We start from the raw sequence: 22,882 nt of genomic DNA, 5'->3' as shown, positions 1-22,882 counted from the left end.
TGTTGTTCTCTCTTTGTCACTTCCAATCGCTCGCTGGTAACTGTCACAAGATCGAACTGGGGCTCTTTGTGTTCGGCTCCGGCCGGTTCGCCCGGAAACCTGTTCCCGTGGTGAGATATTCGAATCCAGGGACGAATTGGGGATGAGGTTTGTGAAAGCGCTTCTCGCGGTTGCCGTTACCGGACTGCTCGGCTGTTCGTTGGTGACCGGGCCGCCCGCCGGGGCCGAACCGGCGGATTCGAACGGCGCGCCCGCGCCCTTCCAGCAGTGGATCGACGACACGGTTCCGGCCCCGACGCTGACCGCGCCGCTGTGGCAGCAGGTGCTGTCCACGCCCACCGGGGATCCGATCTTCGACGCCCGGCCCACCGACCTGGACGCCTTACGACCCGGGCAGATCATCGAGGTCCGCGACGTGACCGCGACGACCGCCGCGATCATGCCGACCCCGCTCCGCGGCGCGACGCTGGTGAAGTTCCGTTCCACCTCGGCGGAGGGCACACCGACCTTCGGCACCGCGACGCTGATCGTCCCGGCGGGGGAGTGGAGCGGGCCGGGCGCGCGGCCGGTGGAGGTCAACGCGCTGCCGATCAACTCCCTCGGGCTGCACTGCACGCCGGGATACCAGTTCTCGCACGGCATCCTGGATCAGCCCAACACCCAGCTGGCCGTGTTCATGCCGTCGATCTGGTCGGCGCTCGGTAAGGGGCACGCGGTCCTCGTGCCCGACCACGAGGGTCCGCTCATGGCCTACGCGGAACCGAACATCGCCGGGCATGTGATGCTGGATTCCGTTCGCGCCGTGCGGAATCAGCCGTCCGGCGAGTTCGCCGACAGTCGCTTCGTGGCCATCGGCTACTCCGGCGGCGCGATCGCCTCCTACGCCGCGGCGATGCTGCTCGACGAGTACGCCCCGGAGCTGGCGGGCGTGCTGACCGGGGCGGCGGCGGGCGGACTGGTCACCGACTATCGCGATGTGGCGCACCGGTTCAACGGCAATATCGCCTCGGGCATCATGCTGTCGGTGACGCTCGCGATCGCGCGCGAGCATCCGGAGCTGCTGCCCTACACCAATCATGTCGCGCAGTGGCTGGCGACCTCCGGGCTCCGCGACATCTGCGGCGACGCGGACGGCCCGCTCGGCGCGGTGGGGCTGCCGATGGAGGCCGCGGCGAGAATCGACCATCCGCTGGACAGCCCGATCGCCGAGCAGATGTACCGGCTGCTCGACCTCACCACCCGGAAATCGGCTGTGCCGCTGTACATCTACCACGGTCTGCACGATCCCTGGATACCGCTCGAGGACGCCCAGCGCATGTACGCCCAGCAGTGCGGGAAAGGTGTGCCGGGGATCTTCCGGATCGTGCCCGGCGAACATCTGATCGGCTACGTCACCGGTTATCCGGGCCTGGACGCGTGGCTGGACGGACGGCTGCGCGACGAGGCGCCGCCGAACGAATGTCCGCCCGCCCCACGCTGATTCGGCCCCTTCCACTCGGGAGAAGAGTCTTGAAATCGTTGCTTGCCCTCGCGGCCGCCGTGGTCGCGGGGTGTGTTCTCGCGACCGTGCCCGCTGCCCGCGCCGACGACCCCGCGCCGTCGTCGTTGCAGACCTGGATCGATGACACGCTGCCCGCGCCGCCGGTGCCCGAGGCCCCGGGCGAGCCGGAGGACGGCGCGGGTTCGGCGCTGTGGCGGGCCGTATTGCCCTCGCCGACAGGCGATTCCGCGTTCGACGCGTGGCCCGACGGCCTCGCCGCGCGGCGACCGGGCGAGCTGATCGAGTCTCGGGACGTGACGGCCGCGGCGGCCGCGTTGATCGGCGCCCCCCTCGCGCGGGCGGTGTTGCTGAAGTTCCGGTCCACCTCCGCGACGGGCGCGCCGTCGTTCGGGACGGCGACGCTGCTCGTTCCCGCCGTCGCGTGGACCGGTCCCGGCGCGCGTCCGGTGGAGGTGGACACGCTGCCGATCAACGCGCTCGGGCGGCACTGCACCCCCGGGTACACGATCGCGCACGAGGTCCGCACCAATCACGACATCAATGTGTTCCTGCCCGGCGTCGCGGCGACGCTGAACAAGGGGCACGCGGCGCTGCTGCCCGATCACGAGGGCCCGTGGATGTCCTACGCCGAACCCCTCGTCGCCGGGCGGACGACCCTCGACTCGATCCGCGCGGTCCGCGCGGTGTTCCCGGACGAGTTCGGGGACAGTCGATTCGCGGCCACCGGTTACTCGGGCGGCTCGATCGCGGCCTACGCGACGACCATGCTGCTGCCCGAATACGCGCCCGAGTTGGACGGCGTCCTGGTGGGCGCGGCCATCGGCGGTCTGGTCACCGATTACGCCGCGGTCGCGCACGTGTTCAACGGCCGCAGCGCCTCGGGCATCCTGCTGTCGGTCTCGCTGGCGCTGTCGCGGGAACATCCGGAGATGTTGCGCTACATGAACAATCTCGCCCAGTGGGCCGCCACCTCACCCCTGCGTGACATCTGCGGCGACGCCGACGGGCCGCTCGGCGCGGTCGGCATCCCCATCGATGTCGCCGCCACCGTGGATCACCCCTTGGAAAGCGATATCGCCGACCGGATCGTGCGATTGATGGATCTCACCGATCGCCGCGCGGCCACCCCGTTGTACATCTATCACGGCGCCAACGACTTCTGGATTCCGATCCAGGGCCCGCGCGACCTCTACGCCCGCCAGTGCGCCCTTGGCGTTCCCGCGCAATTCCGTACCGTTCCGGGCGAACACGTCACCGCCATGCTCAACGGCAATGCGGGAGCGGTCGATTGGATCGACGCCCGCCTGCGCGGCGAACCGGCTCCGGACGAATGCCCGGTGCTCCGATAGCGTTATCGGTCAAGGATCGCCGTCCGGCTCCCGCGGTTCGCCGGGCGGCTCCTGCCGTCCGAACAATCGAGCGAGCGCCCGAATGATTTCCGGCCGATCCCGCGCGGGCGTGCCCTTCAATGCGTAAATGCATACCACCGCTTTACCCACAGCCGTACAGGCCACCGCGACGGCCGTGGTGACGGCGATGCTGACAAGCTCCATCGGTGAATCGAGTCCTCGTCGAGTACGGAATGCCCACGCTACGCCCGTGACCGTCTTCGTGCAATCGCATCTGCGTATGCAAATGAAAGTACAGTACCTTCTGGTTTGTACTGAAAATTAGTGAGCGGCAAGGAAATCGGAGTGCCGTAGGTAAAGCGAGTCTTTCATTTCGAAGCCTTCCCTCGCCGCACGCGCATCGCCCTCACCTCGGTTCACGCAGAGGACGCGCACGCCCGCAGGCGGATTCGGGTGTCGCGACCGTACCGCGCGAGGGTTGTGCGGCGCTCGGCGGGGAATGCCTCGCAGAGATGTTCCGGTACGGGCGGATCGGCGGATCCGAGCCGCCGCCGAAGGAGAGAAATGTGAAAGGCTTCCGTACATTCCTGTTGCGCGGCAATGTCGTCGACCTGGCCGTCGGAATCGTGGTGGGCGCGGCGTTCACCGCCGTCGTCGAGGGTTTCGTCCGCGCGTTCCTGACCCCGCTCGTCGGCCTCGCCGTCGGCGCGTCCGGCGACTTCAGCGGCCAGGGCTTCCGAATCGGCAAGGTGGAGTTCCCCGTCGGCGTCTTCTTCACCGCCGTGGTCACCTTCGTCCTGGTCGCCCTGGCCGTCTACTACTTCGTCATAGTCCCCGTCAACGCCCTCACCGCCCGCTTCAAACCCCAAGCCGACCCCGCCACCCCCAAACGCGACTGCCCCGAATGCCTGAGCTCCATCCCCGCCGACGCCCGCCGCTGCGCCTTCTGCACCACCGAACTCGTCCGCTCCTGACCTGAGGGCGCCTCAGGGGAGGCGGGGTGGGGGTGTAGTGGGGAGGGTGGGGCCGATGGCGAGTTGGCTGCCGGGGCGGCGGCCGTGGCCCCAGCCGAGGGCGCGGCGGTAGTGGCCGATGTGGTCGGGGGGTGGGGTGGTGTCGCGGGGGGTGGATTGGGGGTCGACGTAGAGGGCGTCGGTGGGGCAGTATGCCTCGCACATGAAGCAGGTTTGGCAGTCGGAGCGGCGGGCCAGGACGGGGATTCCGTCGGGGCCGCGGTCGAAGACGTCGGTGGGGCAGACCTCGACGCATTTGTCGCAGGCGATGCACGCGTCGGCGAGGACGAGTTCGATCACGACGCCACCGCCGCCGGGGTGCGGATGGGAGCCGTGCCGAGCCAGATCTCGTCGAGGCCGCCGCCGACGATGTGATGGTGCTGCGCAGGATCGAGCTCGGGGTGGTCGGCGCGCTTGCTCATACCCCGGGACTCGGTGCGCGACAGGGCCGATCGATACATGAGCCGCCCCACCGCGGTGACGGCGGCGGCCTGCCGGGCACGCACCCGCTCGGTCCCGGAGGCACGCAGCCCACGGGCGGCCTCGGACCACACGCCGTCCAGTTCCCCGAGCGCCGCGCCCAAACCGTCGCCGTCACGCAGATAATTGACCTCGATCGGAAGCAGTTGCGCGCGAGCGGATCTCAGCACCTCCTCGGCCGTCACCCGCGCGGACCCGGTGGGACACAACCCGGTCCGCCCCGCCCCGCGCAACCCGTCCACCCCCGGACGCGGCGACCGGCGCGCGAACGCGGCCGCGCCCCGACCCGCCCAGGTCCCCGACGACATGGCCCAGGCCGCATTGTGGCTGCCGCCTCCGGTGAACCCGCCGCAGATCCGCTCCCGGGTCGCGGCGTCACCCGCCGCGTACAGCCCGGGAACCGTTGTGGCGCAATCATCCCCGACCACATCGATCCCACCCGTCCCGCGCACCGTCCCCTCCGCGAGCAGATCCACCTCGAACCGCTGGGTGAACGGATCGATCCCCCGCCGATCGAACTGGAGGAAGAAGTTCGGCTGCCCGAGCCGCATCTGCTCCCGCACCCCCGCATCGGCGCGATCGAGCTGCGCGAACACCTTCTCCCGCAACAACGTTCGCGCGATCACCGACCGCCCCGTCGCCGACCCCGCGCCCTCGAGCACCCGCCCGTCCTCGTGGAAGAACGTCGCGTACGCGTAGTAGGCAGTCTTGGTGATGGTCGACCCCTTCGCCGCGATGCCGTAGGCATTGGAGAACTCCATCCCGGAGAACCGCGCCCCGACCTCGGCCGCCATCAGCGCGCCGTCCCCGGTGTCGACATTCGTGCCGAGCGCGCCGGACAGGAACGCGCACCCACCTGTCGCCAACACCACCGCGCCCGCCGCGATCCGAAGGTCCACGCCGGACCGCACCTCGTGCCCGACCGCGCCGCGCACCACCCCGTCGGCGTCGACCAGCAGTTCCAGCACCGGCGCGTGATCGATGATCCGCACCCCGAGCCGCCTGATCCACGCCCGCATCCGCCGCATGTACTCCGGCCCCTGCACCCCGGTCCGCAACGGACGTCCCGTGGCGGGATCGACCGGGAAGGGATAGCGCCCCTCCACCGCGAGCCGATCCATATTCGTGTAGGTCTGCTCGAGCACCCGATCCATCCAGTGGTGGTCGGCCAGATATCCGCCCAGCGCCTCGCGGCTCGCCTTGGCCGCGGCCCGCGCCGCCGGATCGGGCGCGACGTACCAGACCCCGGTGCCCGCCGGGGCGGTCGCGCCGCTGGTCCCGCAGTACCCCTTGTCCACGAGCACCACATCGGCCCCGGCCTCGCGCGCGTGCAGCGCCGCCCAGCAGGCGGCCGGTCCGCCGCCGACGACGAGCACATCCGTGCCCAGCTGTCGTGTTTCGGTCATATCCACTCCTGGGTCAGTGCCGGATACTCGGCTCGATGACGAGTTCGAACGCGCCGGTGCCCACCCGCAACGGCGGCAGGGCTTGCGTGGCGGGCGCACCGAAGACGCAGTGGCCGTTGGGATTCACGACCAACGTCCGACCGGACCCGAGCGGCAGCGAGACCCGTGCCGCGCCGAGGACCTCCACACCCGCGTCGGCGGGCAGCGGAACGAGATCGTGCACCCACGGCGACAGATACGGATGAGCGACGATCGTCGTCGTCCCGTCCAGCGTCTCCTCCTCGGTGGGCGGGAGCTGGATCGGCGACCACGCGGGCGTCACCGCCGCGGCCGCGCCGGTCCCGTTCGGCGCCTGCGCGTAATCGGGCGTCAACGGTTCGGCGTGCGCCATCGGCATCCCGAAAAGCGTTGCGCCGCAGACGATACCAGCAAAGACGAGTCTCATACCGCCACCCCGAACAAGGGCAGCAGCCGCTCGCCCTGCCGCCGCAGCTCCTCCAGATACGGCGTATCGGACAATACGAAATGCGTGATCCCGAGATCCTCGTACTTGCGCAGCGACGCCGCGACCTCCTCGGCGGACCCGACCAGCCACGTCGTCCCCGCCCCGCCCCCGCCGAACCGGCCCGGCGCGGTGTACAGATTGTCGTCGAGCACCTCGCCGCGCTCGCTCAACGCCTCGAGCCGCTGTTGCCCGACCGCGCCGCGATGATGCGGATCGCTCGGCCGCACAGCGGTTTTCGCCATCTCCGCGACCTTGGCGCGGGCGACCGCCCACGCCTCGTCGGCGGTGTCGCGCACGACCGTGGTGACCCGCAGCCCGAACTCCAGCGGGGGCAGCTCACGCCCGACCCGGTCGCTCAGTCCGCGCAGCCGCGAGATGCGCTCCGCGACATCGGCGAGCGGTTCACCCCAGAACAACTGCACATCCGCCACCGCGGCCGCGACCCGTTCGGCGGCGGCGGACGCCCCACCGAAGTAGAGCGTGGGATGCGGACGGCCCGGACGGGCGACGACGCGGGGAACCACGGTGGAATCCTCGATCCGGTAATGATTTCCGTGGTGGGTGACGTGCCGCTCGGTCCACAGCCTGCGCACCAGCCGTAGGAATTCCTCGGTGCGCCCGTAGCGGTCGGCCTGGTCCTCCTCGGCCGCGCCGTAGGCGGCGAGGTCGTCCTTGCCGGAGACGATATTGATCCGCACCCGCCCGCCGGAGAGATGATCGAGAGTGGCCGCCGCCGAGGCGAATTGGGCGGGCTGCCAGTAGCCCGGGCGGATCGCGATCAACGGTTCGAACGTGGTGGTGCGCGCGGCCAGCGCCGTCGCCACGGTGAAGGTGTCCGGGCGGCCCCATCCGGTGCCGAGCAGCGCCCCCTTCCAGCCGTACTCCTCGAGCGCCCGCGCCTGCGCGGTGAGCGTGTCGAGGCTGTTGTGATCGGCGGTGACGGTGTCGCCGCGATGGCCGGGGGTGGCCTGATTCGGGATGTACCAGAGGAATTCGGCGCTCATCGCTCGTCTCCCGTCGCCACCGGCCGGGCGGGATCCGAACTCCACTGCGACCACGACCCCGGATACAGGACCGCCTCGACGCCGAGCACGGTGAGCGCGGCGATATCGATGGCCGCGGTGACACCGGACCCGCAGTAGACGCCGACGGTCGGCGCGTCGCGAATTCCGGCGTGCGCGAAGACCGCCTCCAATTCCGTTGCGGGACGGAAGAATCCGTGGTCGTCGAGCACCGCGCCGCTGGGGACGTTGCGTGCGCCGGGAATGTGCCCGGCGACGGGGTCGACCGGTTCTTCCTCGCCGCGGAACCGTTCCGGCGCGCGGGCGTCGACGAGGACGCCGCGCTCGGGGACCGCGGCCGCCTCGGCGGCGGTCAGGGTGGGCAGTTCGCCGTGGTGCAGGTCCTCGGCGGTGACCTCGATATCGCCGGGTTCGGGTGTCTCCGTGCCGGTGGCCAGGTCGTATCCGGCGGCGGTCCAGGCGGTCAGGCCGCCGTCGAGGATGCGCACATCGCGGATTCCGGCGGCGCGCAGCACCCACCAGGCGCGGGCCGAACCCGCGCGATTCCAGTTGTCGTACACCACGATCGGCACGCCCGTCCGCGCGCCCCAGCGGCGCGCGGCGGCCCGCACCGCCGATCCGGTCGGCAGCGGATGACGGCCCTCGCCGTCGCGCGTGTGGTCGGACAGCTCACCGTCCAGATCGGCGTAGACCGCGCCCGGGATGTGCCCGTCCGCGTAATCGGCGCGGCCGTCGGGCCGGTCGAGCCGCCAGCGGACGTCCACGATCGTCACCGGTTCGGCGGCGGCGATCCGCGCGGCCAGCTCCTCGGCGGTGATCAGGGTGTCCGCGCGGAACGCGTCTGCTCGGAACGCCATTCGCGACTCCTCTCCTCCGCAAGAACGCAACTACATCCGCCGCCCGGAATGGATCGTTGCAATCGCCGAGATCGCAATGCGGGTCTGGCGGCCCGGTTCGGGCGACCATGGGCCGATGACCCTGTCGGTGGCCGAGATCGGCGCGTTCACCGGGACCGTGCTGCTCGGCCGCGACATTCCGGCGGCGGCGCGGATCGACCGGTCCGGGTACGTGCCCGTCGGCGCGCCGGAGGCGTTGGTGCGCGCGGCCGATGTCGAGGATGTGCGGCGCGCGGTGCGGGTGGCGGCGCGGGCGGGCTGGTCGGTGGTGGTGCGGGGCGCGGGCAGCGGTCTCGCCGGGGGCGCTGCGGCGGGGGCGGGCACGCTCGTGCTGGATGTGTCCGGGCTGCAACGGATTCTGGAGATCTCGCCCGCCGACGAGCTGGCCGTGGTGGAGGCCGGGGTCAGCGGCGCGGTGCTCGACGCCGAGGCCGCCCGGCACGGCCTGCGCTACACCCCCGATCCCGCCAGCGTCGCCATCTCCACCATCGGCGGCAATATCGCGACCAACGCGGGCGGGTTGCGATGCGTGAAATACGGGGTGACCGGGGACGCGGTGCTCGGGTTGAGTGTCGTGCTCGCGGACGGGCGGCTGGTGCACACCGGCCGCCGGACCGTGAAAGGCGTTGCGGGGCTGGATATCACGCGGCTGTTCACCGGGTCCGAGGGCACGCTCGGGGTGATCGTGGCGGCGACCGTCCGTTTGCAGCCGATCCCGATCGATACCGTCACGGTGGCCGCCTGGTTCGACGATGTCGAACAGGCCGCCGCCGCAGCCGCCGGGGTGCTCGCCGCGCGGGTGCGTCCGGCCATGCTGGAACTCCTGGACGAGTCGTCGCTGCGGGAGGCGCGGGATCTGCTCGGCCTGCCCGCGAGCGCGGCGGGCGCGTTCCTTGTCGCGCAGACCGACGGTTACGGCGCCCGCGCGGAGGCCGAGGTTGTCGCGGACACGTTCCGGCACTGGACCTCCCGGCTCGAGGTCGGCACCGATCCGGCCGCCGCCGACGCCCTGCTGGCCGTGCGCCGCGCCGCCCTGCCCGCACTGGAACGACACGGCCGCACCCTCATCGAGGACATCGCGGTCCCGCGCTCCCGCATCGCCGAGGCCGTCCGCCGCATCACCGAGATCGCCACCCGCCACAGCACCCGCATCCACACCTTCGGCCACGCGGGCGACGGCAACCTCCACCCCATCATCGTCGTCCCCCCCGACGACCCCGCCGCCTACACCCGAGCCACCACCGCCGCCGACGAGATCTTCGCCACCGCCCTCGCCCTCGGCGGCACCATCACCGGCGAACACGGCATCGGAATCCTCAAGCGCGCCTGGCTCTCCCGCGAACTCGGCCCCGACGCCCTCGATGTTCAACTGTCCCTCCGCCGCGCCCTGGACCCCACCGGATTGTTCAACCCCGGAAAAGCCTTGGGGCAGTAGGCGGTTACGCCGCGCGGGGCCGGGGGCTAAGCCACGCCGCGCAACCGGCGGCCCGTGACGGTGCGGTAGTAGGCCGTGATGGTGGTGACGGCGGTGGATTCGATGGCGGGGGTGAGGCCGCGGCGGGCGATGAGGCGGACGTCGATCGCGCCCATGGTGGGGAGGGGGCGGACTTCGGTTATGCCCGTGGGGATGTCGGTGTGGAAGGGGAGCAGGGCGATGCCCAGGCCCGCCTTGGCGGCGGCGAGGACGCCGTCGAGGTTGCCCGATTCGGCGGTCACCGCGACCTCGTAGCCGAGGTCGGTGAGGCGGTGGACGGCGCGTCGGCGCAGGCCGCAGGGCTCCTCGAAGGCCACCAGGGAGATGGGGCCGGGGACCAGCGGGAGGTGCCAGCCGGGCCCGGCCACCCAGCGCAGGTCGAGTTCGCCGACCTCCGCGCCCGTGGGATCGCCGTTGCCGCCCAGCACGACCGCGAGATCGAGGGCGCCCTTTCCGACGGCCTCGGACAATGTGGTGGAGCGGTCGATCCGGAAATGCAGATACGCGTCCGGATACGCCGCCCGCAGCACGCCGAGCAGTTCCGGCAGCAGCCCGTCGGCCGCGTGCTCGGTGGAACCCACCGTGATCCGCCGCGGCCCCGACGGCGCGAATCGCGCGAGCATTTCATCGTGCGCGGCGAGCAATTTCCGGGCCTCGACCACCAGCCGTTCCCCATCGGCCGTGAAACGCGAACTCCGCCCGTCCTTTTCCACCAGCGGCAGTTTCAGCCGCCGTTCGAGCAACCGGATGTGCTGACTGATGGTCGGCTGGCTCACGTGCAACGCGTCGGCGGCGCGCCGGAATCCGCCGGTGTCGGCGATCGCCACCAGCGTGCGGAGATGCGTCAGGTCCAGCGGATCCGCCATGACGCGAGTCAACAATGTTTCCCGCGCGCGAAATACCCTTTGAATCTGCCAGATCGCAATGCGTGCAGATCAATTCGGCGATCGGTTGCTATCGGCGATACGAATCGAAAACGCTGAATCGAACTCTGGTTTAGGTGCGGTGGTCTTCCTACCATTCGACCCAACCGCGACCCACCGCCCGAGAGGAACCCCATGGCCGTCGATTCCGAACCGGATACGGTGCCCACGACCGCCGCCGCGGATGTCGAGTTCATCAGCCTCACTCACACCAACGCCTCCACCGAACTCGAGCCGATCCCCACCCGCGGCATCGATCTGCCGTTCCTGCGCCGCTACGTGCGGGCCCTCGAGGACGGCGGCTACGATCTGACGCTGCTCCCGTACGGCTCCAACACCCCCGACTCGTTCGTGCTCGCCACGGCCGTCGGCCAGCTCAGCGACCGGCTCAAGCCGATCGTCGCCGTCCGGCCGAACACGGTGTTCCCGACCGTCGCCGCCCAGCAGCTGGCCACCCTGGATCAGCTGACCGAGGGCCGCGCGGTGGTGCATCTGATCTCCGGCGGCAGCGACGCCGAACAGGCCCGCCAGGGCGACTACCTCACCAAGGCCGAAAGATATTCGCGCACCAGCGAATTCATCGACATCCTGCGCCGCTCGTGGACCGAGACCGCGCCGTTCTCGCACGCCGGAACCCATTACCGCTTCGACGATTTCGGTCCCGGCTTCCCGCCGCACGCCGGACCCATCCCCATCTCCATCGGCGGCCAGTCCGACGCGGCCTTCGAGATCGGCGGCGCGCGGGCCGACATCTTCTCGTTCTGGGGAGAACCGTTGGCGGACATCAGATCTCAGATCGACCGCGTGCACGGCATCGCGGCGGCGGCCGGGCGCGCGGACCGGCCGCGCATCTGGGTCACCTTCCGCCCCATCATCGATCGCACCGACGAGCTGGCGTGGGCGAAGGCCCGCGACTACGTCGAGCGGATCGCCCGCACCTTCGAATCCGGCGCGCACCGCCGCCGCGACAAGAACGTCCCCGAGAACGTCGGCTCCCAGCGCGCGCTGGAATTCGCTCGCCGCCGCGAGGTTTACGACCGTGCCCTGTGGACCCGCACCGCCGCCGCCACCAACGCCCAGGGCGCGTCGACCGCGCTGGTCGGCAGCCCCGAGACGGTGGCCGCGGCCATCGTCGACTACATCGACCTCGGCGCGAGCCTGGTCTCGATCCGCGGCTACGACACCCTCAACGACGTCGTCGACTACGGCCGGTACGTGCTGCCGCTGGTGCGTCAGGAGCTGGCCCACCGCAAGGCCACCGGCCGCCGCGGCACGCTCCAGGCCGACCATCCCGGCGCCCTGGTCGCGGCGGGCCGCGCGTGACCGCCACGACCGGGCGGCCGCCGACCGTCCCCGACCTGTCCGACGACGCCCTCACCCGGCTCACCGCCGAGGTGGCCGCCACCGCCGCGGAATACGATCGCAGCGGGGCGATTCCGGAGGCCGGGCTGTGGGCCGCGCACCGCGGCGGCTACCTGACCGCGACCGTGGCCGCCCGCCACGGCGGACCCGAACTGCCGCACCGCGCGGTGGCGCGGATCCTGTCCGCGCTCGGCGAGGGCGATCCGTCGGTGGCGCTGCTCGCCGCCAACACCCTGGCCTCGCATCAGGCCCAGACCGCCGCCGGGCACTGGCCCGCGGACCTGTACGCCGAGGTGCTGCGCCGCTCGGCGGAACGGCCGACGCTGCTCAATGTCGTGCGCGCCGAACCGGAACTGGGCGCGCCCGCCCGCGGCGGCCTGCCCGCCACCGTGGCCCGCCGCACCGCCACCGGATTCGTGCTCGACGGCCGCAAGAGCTTCGCCACCGGCGGCACGGCCCTGGCCTTCCATCTGGTGTGGGCGATGACCGACGAGACCCCCGCGCGGGTCGGGCATCTCATCGTGCCCGCCGACGCCGACGGCATCACCTGGCACGACACCTGGGACCATCTCGGCCTGCGCGCCTCCAACACCCACGACGTCACGTACTCGAATGTCGTTGTGCCGCACGAGAACTTCCTGGAGATCCCGTTCCAGGACGGTGTCTACCGCGACCCGGCCGCCGCCAGCGGACCGACCTCGTTCGGGCACGTCGCCCTCTATGTCGGCGTGGCGCGGGCGGCCCGGCGCGCCTTCACCGAGTTCGCCCGCACCCGCGTGCCGAGCGCCCTGGGCCGCCCGATCGCCGAGACCGACCGCATCCGGTCGGTGGCCGGGGAGATCGACGCGCAGATCGTGCAGGCCGAAACCCTCCTGCACGGCACCCTGCTCCGGCTGGAATCGGGCGAAGACATCGGGGCGCAACGGCTCTCGCTGGTGAAGACGCTCATCGCGCGCTCGGTGATCGCCGCCGTCGAGACCGCCGTGGCCGCCCTCGGCAACGCCGCCCTGACCCGGCACCACCCGCTGGAGCGACACCTGCGCGACGTGCTGTGCGTGCGGGTGCATCCCCCGCAGGAGGACTCCGCCCTGCTGGCCGCAGGCCGCGCGGTCCTCGGATAACCCGGCTCTCCCATCGCATCACCACAGAGGAATCACCCCGAACATGCCGAGCACCACCCGTTTCCGGCGGCGCGCCGCCACCGCCCTCGCTGCCGCGCTCACCCTGCTGGCCGCGGCCTGCGGCGGATCCGATCAGGCCAGCGGCCCCACCGGGGAGGGTAAGGATCCGGTCCCCGGCGGTACGCTGCGGCTGGCGTTCTTCCCCGACAACGCGGCCTTCGCCTGCATCGACCCGTTCCAGACCTACTGGATCGAACACCGCACGCTGATCCGCAACTTCGCCGCCTCGCTCACCGATCAGAACCCGGACACCGGCGAGATCGTGCCGTGGCTGGCGTCGGGCTGGCAGATCGGGCCCGACGGCCGCGACTACACCTTCACCCTGCGCGACGGCGTCACCTTCGCCGACGGCGCGCCGCTGGACGCCGCCGCGGTCAAGGCGAACTTCGACGCGTTCCTGGACCTGGCGAGCGCCTCGGGCGGCACCGCGTACGGCGCCAGCTACATCCAGGGTCTGCAAGGCGCCGACGTGATCGACGCGAAGACGGTGAGATTCCGCTTCGCGCAACCGAATTCGTCGTTCCTGCAAGCCACCTCGACCACCAATCTGGCGCTGCTCTCACCGGCCTCGCTGCAACGCACCCCGCAACAGCGCTGCCTCGGCGGCCTCGCCGGGGCGGGCCCGTTCACCCTCGACAACTACACCCCGGGCCAGGGCGTGACGCTCAGCCGCCGCCCCGGCTACCGCTGGCCGTCGCCGCTGGACAAGAACACCGGCGACGCCTACCTGGACAAGATCCAGGTCAGCTATGTCGCCGAGGACAGCGTGCGGACCGGCAACCTGGTCAGCGGGCAGATCGATATCGCCTGGCCACGTAACCCGTTCACCGTCGAGGACCGCGCGCTGATCGCCCGCTCCGGCGCGTACCTGCGGTCGCGGTCGCTGCCCGGCGTCTCCTACACCCTCTACCCGAACGTCGCCGACGGCAGGCCGCTCGCCGACGGGCAGGTGCGGCAGGCGCTGTATCACGCGCTGGACGTGAATTCGCTCGGCGCAACGGTTTTCGGCTCGGACTATCCGACCGTCGGCGGCGCGTTCGACAGCACCACCCCGTACTACGCGTCGCAGCGGGCGAAGCTGAACCACGATCCGGCCGAGGCCGGGCGCATCCTGGACACGGCGGGCTGGCGGCTCGCGCCGGGCGAGCAGTACCGGTCCAAGGACGGCAAACGGCTGACGCTGACCCTGATCGTGGAGCCCAGCAGCGTCGGCGCGGAACTGTTCCAGGATCAGTTGCGCAAGGCCGGGGTCGAGGTGCGGTTGAAGGTCGTCACCCAGGCCGAGCGCGCGGGCGTCATCGCCAGCGGCCAGTACGATCTCGTCGGCACCTACTTCACCCGCGCCGATCCCGGTGCGCTGCAATACATTCTGGTGGAGTCCCTCGCGAACTCCAAGGCGCTGGCCCGCAACGCGCAACAGCCGGAGACCGCGGCGCGGGTGGCGGAGCTGTTCACCCGCGCGGTGCGGGCCACCGATCCGGCGCAGCGCCAGGACGCCTACGCCCGCTTGCAGAACACGCTGATCGACGAGGGTGTCACCTTTCCGCTGTTCGAGCGGGTGCAGTACGCGGGAATCCGCAATCAGGTCAACGGTTTCCGGTTCACCTCCGAGAGCTTCCTCGATCTGCACGGCGTCTGGATCCAGCCGTGATCGGCTATGTCGCGGGCCGGATCGCGCAGGCGGTGGTGGTGCTGTGGGCGGCGTTCACCGTCACCTTCGTGGTGCTGTACCTGCTGCCCAGCGATCCGGTCGCCATCCAGCTCGGCGCGGCGGGTATCGAAACCGATTCCCTCACACCGCAACAGCTCGCGGCGGCCAAGGCGCAGTACGGGCTGGACCGGCCCGTACTCGACCAGTACTGGACGTCGTTGACCGGGGCGCTGCACGGCGACTTCGGCACCTCCATCGCCAAGCACGTTCCGGTCGCGCGGCTGATCGGGGACCGGATCGGCGGCACGCTGACGCTGTCCGCGCTCGCCGGACTGCTGGCCGTGGTGCTGGGCACGGGGCTGGCGTATCTCGCGGCCTACGTCCGGGTGCGTCCGCTGCGGCTGCTGCTGGACCGGCTGCCCGCGCTCGGGGTCGCGGTGCCGAGCTTCCTGGTGGGACTGGCGTTGATCCAGTACTTCTCGTTCGAGGTGGGTTGGCTGCCGTCGGCGGGCGCGGGCGGCTGGCGGTTCCTGGTGCTGCCGGTGATCACGATGGCGTTGCCCGCCGCCGCGCAGCTCGCCCAGGTGCTCGGGCGCAGTTTCGCGCAGACGCTGGGGGAGCAGTACATCGTGACCGCCCGCGCCAAGGGGCTCTCCCGCGGGCAGGTGCAGCTGCGGCACGCGTTCCGCAATGCCGCGCTGCCCGCGCTGACCATTGTCGGGCTGCTCGTCGGGATCACCGTCACCAGCGCGATCGTGGTGGAGACGGTGTTCAACCGCAACGGGATCGGCCGATTGGCGCAGGAATCGGTGCTGGCCAAGGACGTTCCGGTGGTGCAGGGGATCGTGGTCCTCGCCGCCGCCGGATTCGTGCTGGTCAATCTCGTCATCGATCTGCTGTATCCGCTGCTGGATCCGCGCATCACCCACACCGCGTCGGCGAAGGGGGACTGAGATGGTGCAGACCGTGACCGCGGCCGAGACCGTGGTGGCCGTGCCGGAGGACACGCCGGTGCGGCGACGGCGGTTCGGGACGCGGGCGGCGCGGCTCGCGCGGCGGCCGGGTTTCGTGCTGGCGAGCGCGTTCGTGGCGTTCGTCATCGTGGCGGCGTTCGCGCCGACGGTGTTCACCGGGCGCGACCCGTATGCCACCGCGCCCGCCGAACGGCTCCGGAAGCCCAGTGCCGCACACCTTTTCGGCACCGACGAGGTGGGCCGCGATCTGTGGGCGCGGACCCTGTACGGTTCGGATCTGACGGTGAAGGCCGCGCTCGTGGCCATCGGCATCGCGTTGTGCGCGGGGCTGGTGTTCGGGGTGGTGTCCGGATTCTTCGGTGGCGGCGTGGATGCCGTCGTCATGCGCGGCATCGATGTGCAGCTGGCGATTCCGGGGCTGCTGCTGGCGCTGGCGATCGTCACCGCGCTCGGATTCGGCACGGTGCCGGTCGCCATCGCCGTCGGTATCGCGACGATCCCGGGGTTCGCGCGCACCACCCGCGCGGAGGTGCTGCGGATCAAGACGCTGCCGTACGTGGAGGCCGCGCGGGCCGGGGGCGCGTCGTGGCCGCGGGTGCTCGTGCGGCACATCCTGCCGAATTCGTGGGGGCCGGTGCTGAGTCTGGCGGTGCTCGACTTCGGGACCGCGATCATCTCGGTGGCCGCGCTCAGCTTCCTCGGCTTCGGGGCCGCGCCGCCGCGCGCGGAATGGGGGTCGCTGGTGGCGGGCGGGCGCAACTATCTGGTGACCGCGCCGTGGGTGTCGCTGCTGCCCGGCGCGGTGGTGGTGCTGACGGTGTTGTCGCTCAACCACATCGCCAAGACCGTGCAGGAGGTGCGGCGATGACCCTCGTGGAGATCACCGGGCTGACCGCCGGCTACCTGCGCGACGGCAAAGTCGTTCCGGCGATCACCGACGTGGATCTGCGGGTGCGGGCGGGCGAGATCGTCGCGCTGGTCGGCGAATCCGGGTCGGGCAAGTCCACCACCGCGCACGCGATCATCGGGCTGCTGCCCGAGAGCGGGCGCGTCACGGGCGGTTCGATCCGGGTCGGCGGCACCGAGATCGTCGGCGCGCCCGAGAAACTCGTGCGTTCGCTGCGCGGCTCGCGGGTGGGATTGATCCCGCAGGATCCGATGGTCGGGTTGAATCCGACGCAGCGGATCGGCGCGCAGGTGGCCGAGGCGGTGCGGCTGCGCGGGGTGCGCGGGCCCGACGTGGCGCGGGAGACGCTCGACATCCTGCGCGCGGCCGGGCTCGACGATCCGGAACATCGCGTGCACCGGTACCCGCACGAACTGTCGGGCGGGCAACGCCAACGGGTGCTGATCGCGATCGCGCTGGCCGGGAAGCCGGATCTGCTCATCGCCGACGAACCCACCAGCGCGCTGGACGTGACCGTGCAGGCCCGCATTCTCGATCACCTCGAATCGCTGGTGCGCGAGACCGGGACCGCGCTGCTCATCATCACCCACGATCTCGCCGTCGCCGCCGACCGCGCCGACCGGGTCGTGGTGATGCGGCAGGGGCGCGTCGTCGAATCCGGCACGCCCACCGAGATTCTCGCGGATTCGGACAACGCCTACACCCGGCGGCTGATCGCCGCCGCCCCCGCGCTCGCGCACGGCGGCGTGCTCCGGCCGCGTTTCGAGCCACCGCCCGATGCCGGGGAGGAGGTCCGGCCGATCCTCGAACTCGATTGCGTGACAAAGGAATTCCGCTCCCGGGGGCGGCGCGGTGAACGGGTGACGGCGGTGGATCGGGTGTCCCTGCGGGTCGCGCCGGGCCGTACCCACGCCGTGGTCGGGGAGTCCGGCTCGGGGAAGACGACCGCGTTGCGGATCGCCATGGGTCTCACCCCGCCGACCAGTGGGACCGTGCGGTTCGACGGCACCGACATCACCGGGTTGTCCTGGCGGCGGGTGCGGCCGTTGCGGCGGCGGTTCCAGCTGGTGCACCAGAATCCGTTCGCGGCGCTGGATCCGCGATTCACGGTGCGGGAGAGCGTCATCGAGCCGCTGGTGTCGTTCGGGATCGGCGACCGCGCCGAGCGCCGGGCGCGCGCGGCGGAACTGCTCGACCAGGTGGCGTTGCCGCGCACGTTCCTGGACCGGTTGCCCGCCGAACTGTCCGGCGGGCAGCGGCAGCGGGTGGCCATCGCCCGCGCGCTGGCCCCGCGACCGGAGGTGGTGCTGCTCGACGAACCGGTGTCGGCGCTGGACGTGTCGGTGCAGGACCAGATCCTGGACCTGCTCACCGACCTCCAGCAGCGGCTCGGGCTGGCGTATCTGTTCGTCTCGCACGATCTGGCGGTGGTGGCCCGGATCGCGCACAGCGTCTCGGTCTTCGAGCACGGCAGAATCGTCGAATCCGGCGCCACCGCAACCATTTTCCGCGCACCCGCGGCCGACCACACGCGGCGGCTGCTGGCGGCCGTCCCCGGCCGTCGCACCCGCGCGCACCGAACCGAAAGGGCCCTGACATGACCGCCTCCGTCGAAACCTGGCTGACCGACTGGCAGCGCTGGCACGCCGAGCGCGTCGCACTGGCGACCGGCAGGCACGGGACGGCCGCACTCACCGGAACGCACTGGCTCGACGACACCCCGGTGGCCGTCGACGGCGTTCCCGGGACGTGGGTCGCCCGCGCGGGCCGGGCCGTCGGCGACGGGCCGGGATTCCACGTCGAACTCGCGCCCGGGGAGGCGCATCCGCACCGAGAGTTGTTGCTGCGGGCGCTGATTCGCGACGGCCGGGTGGCGGTGCGGGTGTTCGATCCGCAGGCGCCGACCCGGACCGGTCTGCTCGGCATCGACGCCTTCGATCCCGACCCGGCGTGGGTGCTGACGGGGACGTTCGAGACCGATCCGGAGACGCTGCGGCTGACGCACATCGACGGGTTCGTGAGCGAGAATTCGGCTGCGCGCGTGCGGGTTTCGCTCGGCGGGGACACGGTCGTGCTGGCGGGCGCGCGGACCCCGGACGGCGGGGCGCAGATCACCTTCGCCGACGTCACCAACGGCGTCGAGACCGACCGCTTCCGGTTCCTGACCGTCGCCCCGCCCGACGCGGACGGCAATGTCGAGCTCGACTTCAATCGCGCCCACCTGCCGCCGTGCGCGTTCAGCGACCACTACCTGTGCCCGCTGCCCCCGCCGGGCAACCGCCTGACCGTGCCCATCCGGGCGGGCGAGACCCGGCCGCGCCGTGGGACGGAGTCGCATCGATGACCCGGTACGTGATCGTGGGCGCCGGGGCGATCGGCGCGACCCTGGCCGCGGAGCTCACCGAACGCGGCGAGGACGCGCTGCTGCTGGCCCGCGGCGCGGCGCTGGAACACCTTGCGCGCCAACCGTTGTGGTATCACACGCACACCGCCTCGCGCGCGATCCGGGTCCCCGTGGCGGCGCTGTCCGGGGACCTCGGTCTGCGGGTCGGGGACGTCCTCGTGGTCACGGTCAAGACCCAGGACCTGCACGGCGTGCTCCCGGCACTGGCCTGGCAGCCCGTCCGGGACGAGCGGGGCGCCGAGGCCGGCGTGGCGGCCGACCTGATCCCGCTCGTCACCGTCCAGAACGGCCTGGACGCCGAACGCTCCGCCGCCCGCTGGTTCGCCACGGTCCTCGGCGCGGTCTTCCTGATCTCGGCCCGCTACACCGATCTCGGCGAGGTCCGGGTAGGCGGCCACCCCCACCTCGGCAGCGTCATCATCGGCCCCGCCTCCGGCGACCGCGCGCCATCCCTGGCCGAACCCGTCGCCGCCGACCTGCGCGCCCTCGACCTCCTCGTACGAGAGGTCCCCGACATCGCCCCCTACAAGGCGACCAAACTCCTCATCAGCGTCACCAACGGCGTAGCCGTCCTCGCCGGACCGACGACCGACAAGCAAACCCTGAGCGCCGCTTTGATCTCCGAGGCCCGCACGGTTCTCGACGCCGCCGGTCTCGCGTATTTGGACCGCAAGTCCCTCATCCTCGACCCCACCCAACAGCATCTGAGCGACCGAGCAGGAGTGACCGCGGGCCAATCCTCGACCTGGCAGAGCTTCGCCCGCGGCGCCGGACACGAGGTCGACTACCTCAACGGCGAGATCGCCCTCCTGGCTCGGCTGAATGGTGTTGCGGCCCCACTGAATTCGGGGTTGCAGCGGATTCTGGGGCGTGGGTCCGGGGTAGAACTGGACGGGCTGGGGGAGCTGCTGGAGTCGATCGATCTCGCCGCGAGTACCGCCCTCGCTCGCGGGTAGCCGCCATGGGTAAGCGACTCGAAACAGGAGGATTCCCATGGTTCAGTACGTGCGTGATCTCATGGCGGCCGACCCCGTGACCTTGGCGTCGGATACGCCCGTGCGGCAGGCGGCGCGGGCGATGCGGGAGCGGGATATCGGGGCGGTGCTCGTTGTGGACGGTCATGCGGTGCGGGGGATCGTGACCGATCGTGATCTCGTGGTGCGTGGTCTGGCCGAGCATGACGATCTGTCGGATACGTCGTTGCGGGACGTGTGCAGCGGGGAGCTGGTCACCGCCGCGCCCGATGAGGATGTCGACAGCGTGGTCGCGCGGATGCGGAAGAACTCCGTGCGACGCATTCCGGTCGTGGACGGCGGCCGCGCGGTCGGGGTCCTCTCGATCGGTGACGCGGCCATCGAGAAGGACTCCGGCTCCGCGCTCGCCGACATCAGCGCCGCACGCGGTAACGCCTGACCGGCCCGATCAGGGCAGCGCCAGCTCGCCCACGCCGTCGTCAGCGCGGTTCGTCGGGATGGTCGCCGGAATACAGCCCGCACCCGGCGACGGGGCGCCCGACAGCGTCTCCAACTGTGCGACGATGCAACCCACATTGATCTGCCCGCTCAGTGAATAGGGGCCGCTGAGCGAGGAACTGCCCGAGTCGGCGTGGGCCATCGGTGCGGCGACGAGAAGGGATGCGGCACAGAGCATTCCGGCCGCGGTGATATTCCTGATGATCATGCCCCGATCATCGCAGCCGAATCGCCGATTGTGACCAGTCGAGACCGCCCCCAATTCCTGCGGCGAGGGTTTCCCGGGCAGGGGGGCGAATCCCTCCGGCGAGGTTCCCGGGCAGGGGCTCGTATCCCTCCGGCGAGGTTCCCGGGCAGGGGCTCGTATCCCTCCGGCGAGGTTCCCGGGCAAGGGGTCGTATTCCTCCGGCGAGGTTCCCGGGCAGGGGGCTCGTATTCCTGCGGCGGGGTCTCTCGGGCAGGGAACTCTCAAGGTGCGGGCGGTTCCCGGGCAGGGGGCTCTCATTCCTACGACGAGGTTTCCCAGGGGGCTCTCGAGACGCGGGTGGTTTCCCGGACGGGAGCGGGGCGTGGGACGCAGGATGGTGGGCATGGGCATGCGCCTCGGGTTGAGGAGCCGGTGGATCCGGCTGTCGGTCGCGCTGCTGCTGATCGGGGCGGCGGCGTGCGGCGGGGAGCGGGGTGGCGGACCGTCGGCGGTCGGGACGACGGCGCAAAGCGATTCGGATCTCGGGGCGGTCGAGGAACGGGCGCGCGATATTCGGGTGCCGTGGGGGTTGGCGTTCGTGCCGGACGGGCCGGTGCTGGTGGCAGAGCGGAATTCCGGTGTGGTGCTTCGTCTTTCGCCGGGCGCGCCGAGCGAGCGGTTCTACCAGGTGCCGGGCGTGGTGGCGCGGGGTGAGGGCGGGTTGCTGGGGTTGGCGGTGTCGCCGACGTATGCCGAGGATCGGTGGGTGTACGCGTATCTCACCGCCGAGGGGGACAATCGGATCGTGCGGTTCCGCGACGGTGGGTCGCCGGAGGTCGTGTTCGCGGGAATCGCCAAGGGCGACAACCACAATGGCGGCCGGATCGCCTTCGGGCCCGATGGGATGTTGTACGTGGGGACGGGGGATGCGGGGGAGTCGGCGCGGGCGCAGGATCCGGCGAGTCCGAACGGGAAGATTCTGCGATTGACGCCCGAGGGCCAACCCGCGCCCGGAAATCCGACCCCGGGGTCGCCGGTGTACTCACTCGGGCACCGGAATGTGCAGGGACTGGCGTGGGACGCGGCCGGTCGGCTGTACGCCGCCGAGTTCGGACAGAACCGGTTCGACGAGATCAACCTGATCGAGCCGGGCGGCAACTACGGCTGGCCTACCGTCGAGGGTACGGGCGGCCAGGGAATGGGTTACCGCGATCCGCTGCTGACCTGGACCACGCGGGAGGCGTCGCCGTCCGGAATCGCCATCGCCGGAAACACCTTGTACATGGCCGCATTACGCGGCGAACGACTGTGGATCGTCCCGCTGCGGGACGGCACGCTCGGCACCCCCGAGGCGCGGCTGCGCGACCGTGGTCGGCTCCGCACGGTCGCCGTAGCACCCGACGGAGCGCTCTGGGTGACGACATCCAACATCGACGGGCGCGGCGACCCGCGGCCGGGCGACGACCGCGTCCTCCGCTTCCCCGCGCGCTGACGGTCACCCCTCGCCGATCAGCGTCCGCACCTCCGCGTCGAACAGCAGGGCCGGATCGAAGTCCATCCCGGCGAAGTGCCCCGCCAACTCCAGGGACAGGACGCCGTGGACCCGCGTCCAGAACGACAGGGCCCGGTGCCGGACGACGGCCGATTCCGGTGCGCCCCCGAGGTGTTCGGCGAACGGGGTGACCGCCCGAACGGGCAACCGCTCGTAGGCCGCGAGCAGAACCGTCATGATCTCGTCGGAGATGGCGGTGGTGTCCGGCGGAGCGTGATAGCCGGGGACGGGCGTGCCGTAGATCAGGAAGTAGCGGTGCGGGTCGCGCAGCGCCCAATCGCGGACGGTGTGGGCGAGACCGGCCACGTCCGCGCCGGAATCGAAGGCCGCGCGCACCGCGTCCGCGAGGCCGCGATACGCGTCACGCACGAGCTCGGTGATCAGTTCGTCCCGGCTGGCGAAGTAGCGGTAGAGGGCGGGCCCGCTCATGCCCACCCGCTTGGCGATCGCGTTGAGCGACAACGACGTCGCGCCCGACGACGCGATCTGATCCCGTGCGTGCTGTTTGATCTCCGCGCGCATCTGCTCGCGGTAGCGCTCGCGGGGTGTCCTCGCGGTCGTCATCGGCCTGTCCTCTCCCTGTTGGTTAGAGGTTATCACTGTTCCTATTGACTCTAACGAGC

23 protein-coding genes are annotated in these 22,882 nt (G+C 71.0%); 14 read left to right on the top strand and 9 right to left on the bottom strand.

All coding sequences use genetic code 11. The annotated features are described in order from the left end of the window. The first annotated feature begins 142 nt into the window (after positions 1-142). Positions 143-1,480, top strand: coding sequence for a lipase family protein (locus tag ACFYTQ_RS23950; RefSeq protein WP_387364959.1), 1,338 nt, complete (start codon positions 143-145; stop codon positions 1,478-1,480). Positions 1,481-1,509: 29 nt separating this feature from the next. Continuing rightward, positions 1,510-2,850 carry a lipase family protein gene (locus ACFYTQ_RS23945; RefSeq protein ID WP_387364956.1) on the top strand — a complete coding sequence of 447 codons (1,341 nt, stop codon included), beginning with the start codon at positions 1,510-1,512 and terminating at the stop codon, positions 2,848-2,850. A 9-nt stretch (positions 2,851-2,859) separates the two neighbouring features. Here ACFYTQ_RS23945 and ACFYTQ_RS23940 read toward each other — a convergent pair whose 3' ends face one another. Continuing rightward, positions 2,860-3,054, bottom strand: coding sequence for a hypothetical protein (locus ACFYTQ_RS23940; RefSeq protein ID WP_387364953.1), 195 nt, complete (start codon positions 3,052-3,054; stop codon positions 2,860-2,862). Positions 3,055-3,416: 362 nt separating this feature from the next. Here ACFYTQ_RS23940 and mscL point away from each other — a divergent pair, with 362 nt between their 5' ends. Continuing rightward, positions 3,417-3,824, top strand: coding sequence for a large conductance mechanosensitive channel protein MscL (mscL, locus tag ACFYTQ_RS23935; RefSeq protein WP_387364950.1), 408 nt, complete (start codon positions 3,417-3,419; stop codon positions 3,822-3,824). Between the two features lie 12 nt (positions 3,825-3,836). Here mscL and ACFYTQ_RS23930 read toward each other — a convergent pair whose 3' ends face one another. The 5 genes from ACFYTQ_RS23930 to ACFYTQ_RS23910 are packed head-to-tail and all read right to left on the bottom strand — an operon-like array spanning position 3,837 to position 8,133. Next, on the bottom strand, positions 3,837-4,163 hold the full coding sequence (locus ACFYTQ_RS23930; RefSeq protein WP_387364947.1) for a 4Fe-4S dicluster domain-containing protein: 327 nt from the start codon (positions 4,161-4,163) through the stop codon (positions 3,837-3,839). Further along, positions 4,160-5,749, bottom strand: coding sequence for an FAD-dependent oxidoreductase (locus ACFYTQ_RS23925; RefSeq protein ID WP_387364944.1), 1,590 nt, complete (start codon positions 5,747-5,749; stop codon positions 4,160-4,162). Before ACFYTQ_RS23925 ends, ACFYTQ_RS23930 begins: the two co-directional genes overlap by 4 nt. Before the next feature lie 13 nt (positions 5,750-5,762). Next, on the bottom strand, positions 5,763-6,194 hold the full coding sequence (locus tag ACFYTQ_RS23920; protein WP_387364941.1) for a hypothetical protein: 432 nt from the start codon (positions 6,192-6,194) through the stop codon (positions 5,763-5,765). Beyond that, positions 6,191-7,258, bottom strand: coding sequence for an LLM class flavin-dependent oxidoreductase (locus ACFYTQ_RS23915; RefSeq protein ID WP_387364938.1), 1,068 nt, complete (start codon positions 7,256-7,258; stop codon positions 6,191-6,193). The genes ACFYTQ_RS23920 and ACFYTQ_RS23915 overlap by 4 nt, the downstream gene beginning before the upstream one ends. Next, complete coding sequence (locus ACFYTQ_RS23910; protein WP_387364935.1) at positions 7,255-8,133, bottom strand: sulfurtransferase; 879 nt, start codon at positions 8,131-8,133, stop codon at positions 7,255-7,257. Before ACFYTQ_RS23910 ends, ACFYTQ_RS23915 begins: the two co-directional genes overlap by 4 nt. A gap of 115 nt (positions 8,134-8,248) precedes the next feature. Here ACFYTQ_RS23910 and ACFYTQ_RS23905 point away from each other — a divergent pair, with 115 nt between their 5' ends. Continuing rightward, the gene (locus ACFYTQ_RS23905; RefSeq protein WP_387364932.1) at positions 8,249-9,607 is read left to right on the top strand and encodes an FAD-binding oxidoreductase; all 1,359 of its coding nucleotides are present in this window, start codon (positions 8,249-8,251) and stop codon (positions 9,605-9,607) included. A 26-nt stretch (positions 9,608-9,633) separates the two neighbouring features. Here the strand turns inward: ACFYTQ_RS23905 and ACFYTQ_RS23900 are convergent, their stop codons facing one another. Then, on the bottom strand, positions 9,634-10,512 hold the full coding sequence (locus ACFYTQ_RS23900) for a LysR family transcriptional regulator (RefSeq protein ID WP_387364929.1): 879 nt from the start codon (positions 10,510-10,512) through the stop codon (positions 9,634-9,636). 192 nt (positions 10,513-10,704) lie between these two features. Here ACFYTQ_RS23900 and ACFYTQ_RS23895 point away from each other — a divergent pair, with 192 nt between their 5' ends. Genes ACFYTQ_RS23895 through ACFYTQ_RS23855 form a run of 9 tightly spaced genes read left to right on the top strand, consistent with a single transcriptional unit; the run spans position 10,705 to position 20,461 of the window. Further along, the gene (locus ACFYTQ_RS23895; protein ID WP_387364926.1) at positions 10,705-11,892 is read left to right on the top strand and encodes an LLM class flavin-dependent oxidoreductase; all 1,188 of its coding nucleotides are present in this window, start codon (positions 10,705-10,707) and stop codon (positions 11,890-11,892) included. After that, positions 11,889-13,052, top strand: a complete 1,164-nt coding sequence (locus ACFYTQ_RS23890) for an acyl-CoA dehydrogenase family protein (RefSeq protein ID WP_387364923.1) — start codon at positions 11,889-11,891, stop codon at positions 13,050-13,052. Before ACFYTQ_RS23895 ends, ACFYTQ_RS23890 begins: the two co-directional genes overlap by 4 nt. A 43-nt stretch (positions 13,053-13,095) precedes the next feature. Further along, positions 13,096-14,763: an ABC transporter substrate-binding protein gene (locus ACFYTQ_RS23885; RefSeq protein WP_387364920.1), complete on the top strand. Its 1,668-nt coding sequence runs from the start codon at positions 13,096-13,098 to the stop codon at positions 14,761-14,763. Further along, positions 14,760-15,716: an ABC transporter permease gene (locus ACFYTQ_RS23880; RefSeq protein ID WP_387364917.1), complete on the top strand. Its 957-nt coding sequence runs from the start codon at positions 14,760-14,762 to the stop codon at positions 15,714-15,716. The genes ACFYTQ_RS23885 and ACFYTQ_RS23880 overlap by 4 nt, the downstream gene beginning before the upstream one ends. A gap of 1 nt (position 15,717) precedes the next feature. Next, entirely contained in the window at positions 15,718-16,605 is an 888-nt protein-coding gene (locus ACFYTQ_RS23875; RefSeq protein ID WP_387364914.1) for an ABC transporter permease, read from the top strand. Continuing rightward, a complete protein-coding gene (locus ACFYTQ_RS23870) occupies positions 16,602-18,245 on the top strand; it encodes a dipeptide ABC transporter ATP-binding protein (RefSeq protein ID WP_387364911.1) in 1,644 nt (547 codons plus the stop codon). Before ACFYTQ_RS23875 ends, ACFYTQ_RS23870 begins: the two co-directional genes overlap by 4 nt. Beyond that, positions 18,242-18,988, top strand: coding sequence for a DUF1684 domain-containing protein (locus ACFYTQ_RS23865; protein ID WP_387364908.1), 747 nt, complete (start codon positions 18,242-18,244; stop codon positions 18,986-18,988). The genes ACFYTQ_RS23870 and ACFYTQ_RS23865 overlap by 4 nt, the downstream gene beginning before the upstream one ends. Continuing rightward, a complete protein-coding gene (locus ACFYTQ_RS23860) occupies positions 18,985-20,004 on the top strand; it encodes a ketopantoate reductase family protein (RefSeq protein ID WP_387364905.1) in 1,020 nt (339 codons plus the stop codon). The genes ACFYTQ_RS23865 and ACFYTQ_RS23860 overlap by 4 nt, the downstream gene beginning before the upstream one ends. A 37-nt stretch (positions 20,005-20,041) precedes the next feature. Continuing rightward, on the top strand, positions 20,042-20,461 hold the full coding sequence (locus ACFYTQ_RS23855) for a CBS domain-containing protein (protein WP_387364902.1): 420 nt from the start codon (positions 20,042-20,044) through the stop codon (positions 20,459-20,461). Positions 20,462-20,470: 9 nt separating this feature from the next. On the opposite strand, the gene ACFYTQ_RS23850 is transcribed toward ACFYTQ_RS23855, so the two are convergent. Continuing rightward, complete coding sequence (locus tag ACFYTQ_RS23850; protein ID WP_387364899.1) at positions 20,471-20,728, bottom strand: hypothetical protein; 258 nt, start codon at positions 20,726-20,728, stop codon at positions 20,471-20,473. A gap of 388 nt (positions 20,729-21,116) precedes the next feature. Here ACFYTQ_RS23850 and ACFYTQ_RS23845 point away from each other — a divergent pair, with 388 nt between their 5' ends. After that, the gene (locus ACFYTQ_RS23845) at positions 21,117-22,199 is read left to right on the top strand and encodes a PQQ-dependent sugar dehydrogenase (RefSeq protein ID WP_387365419.1); all 1,083 of its coding nucleotides are present in this window, start codon (positions 21,117-21,119) and stop codon (positions 22,197-22,199) included. 3 nt (positions 22,200-22,202) lie between these two features. On the opposite strand, the gene ACFYTQ_RS23840 is transcribed toward ACFYTQ_RS23845, so the two are convergent. Then, complete coding sequence (locus ACFYTQ_RS23840; protein ID WP_387364897.1) at positions 22,203-22,823, bottom strand: TetR/AcrR family transcriptional regulator; 621 nt, start codon at positions 22,821-22,823, stop codon at positions 22,203-22,205. Positions 22,824-22,882 lie beyond the last annotated feature (59 nt).

This window comes from Nocardia sp. NPDC004068 (assembly GCF_042874315.1).
Lineage (GTDB): Bacteria > Actinomycetota > Actinomycetes > Mycobacteriales > Mycobacteriaceae > Nocardia.
This window is presented reverse-complemented; position numbering and strand designations above follow the sequence as displayed.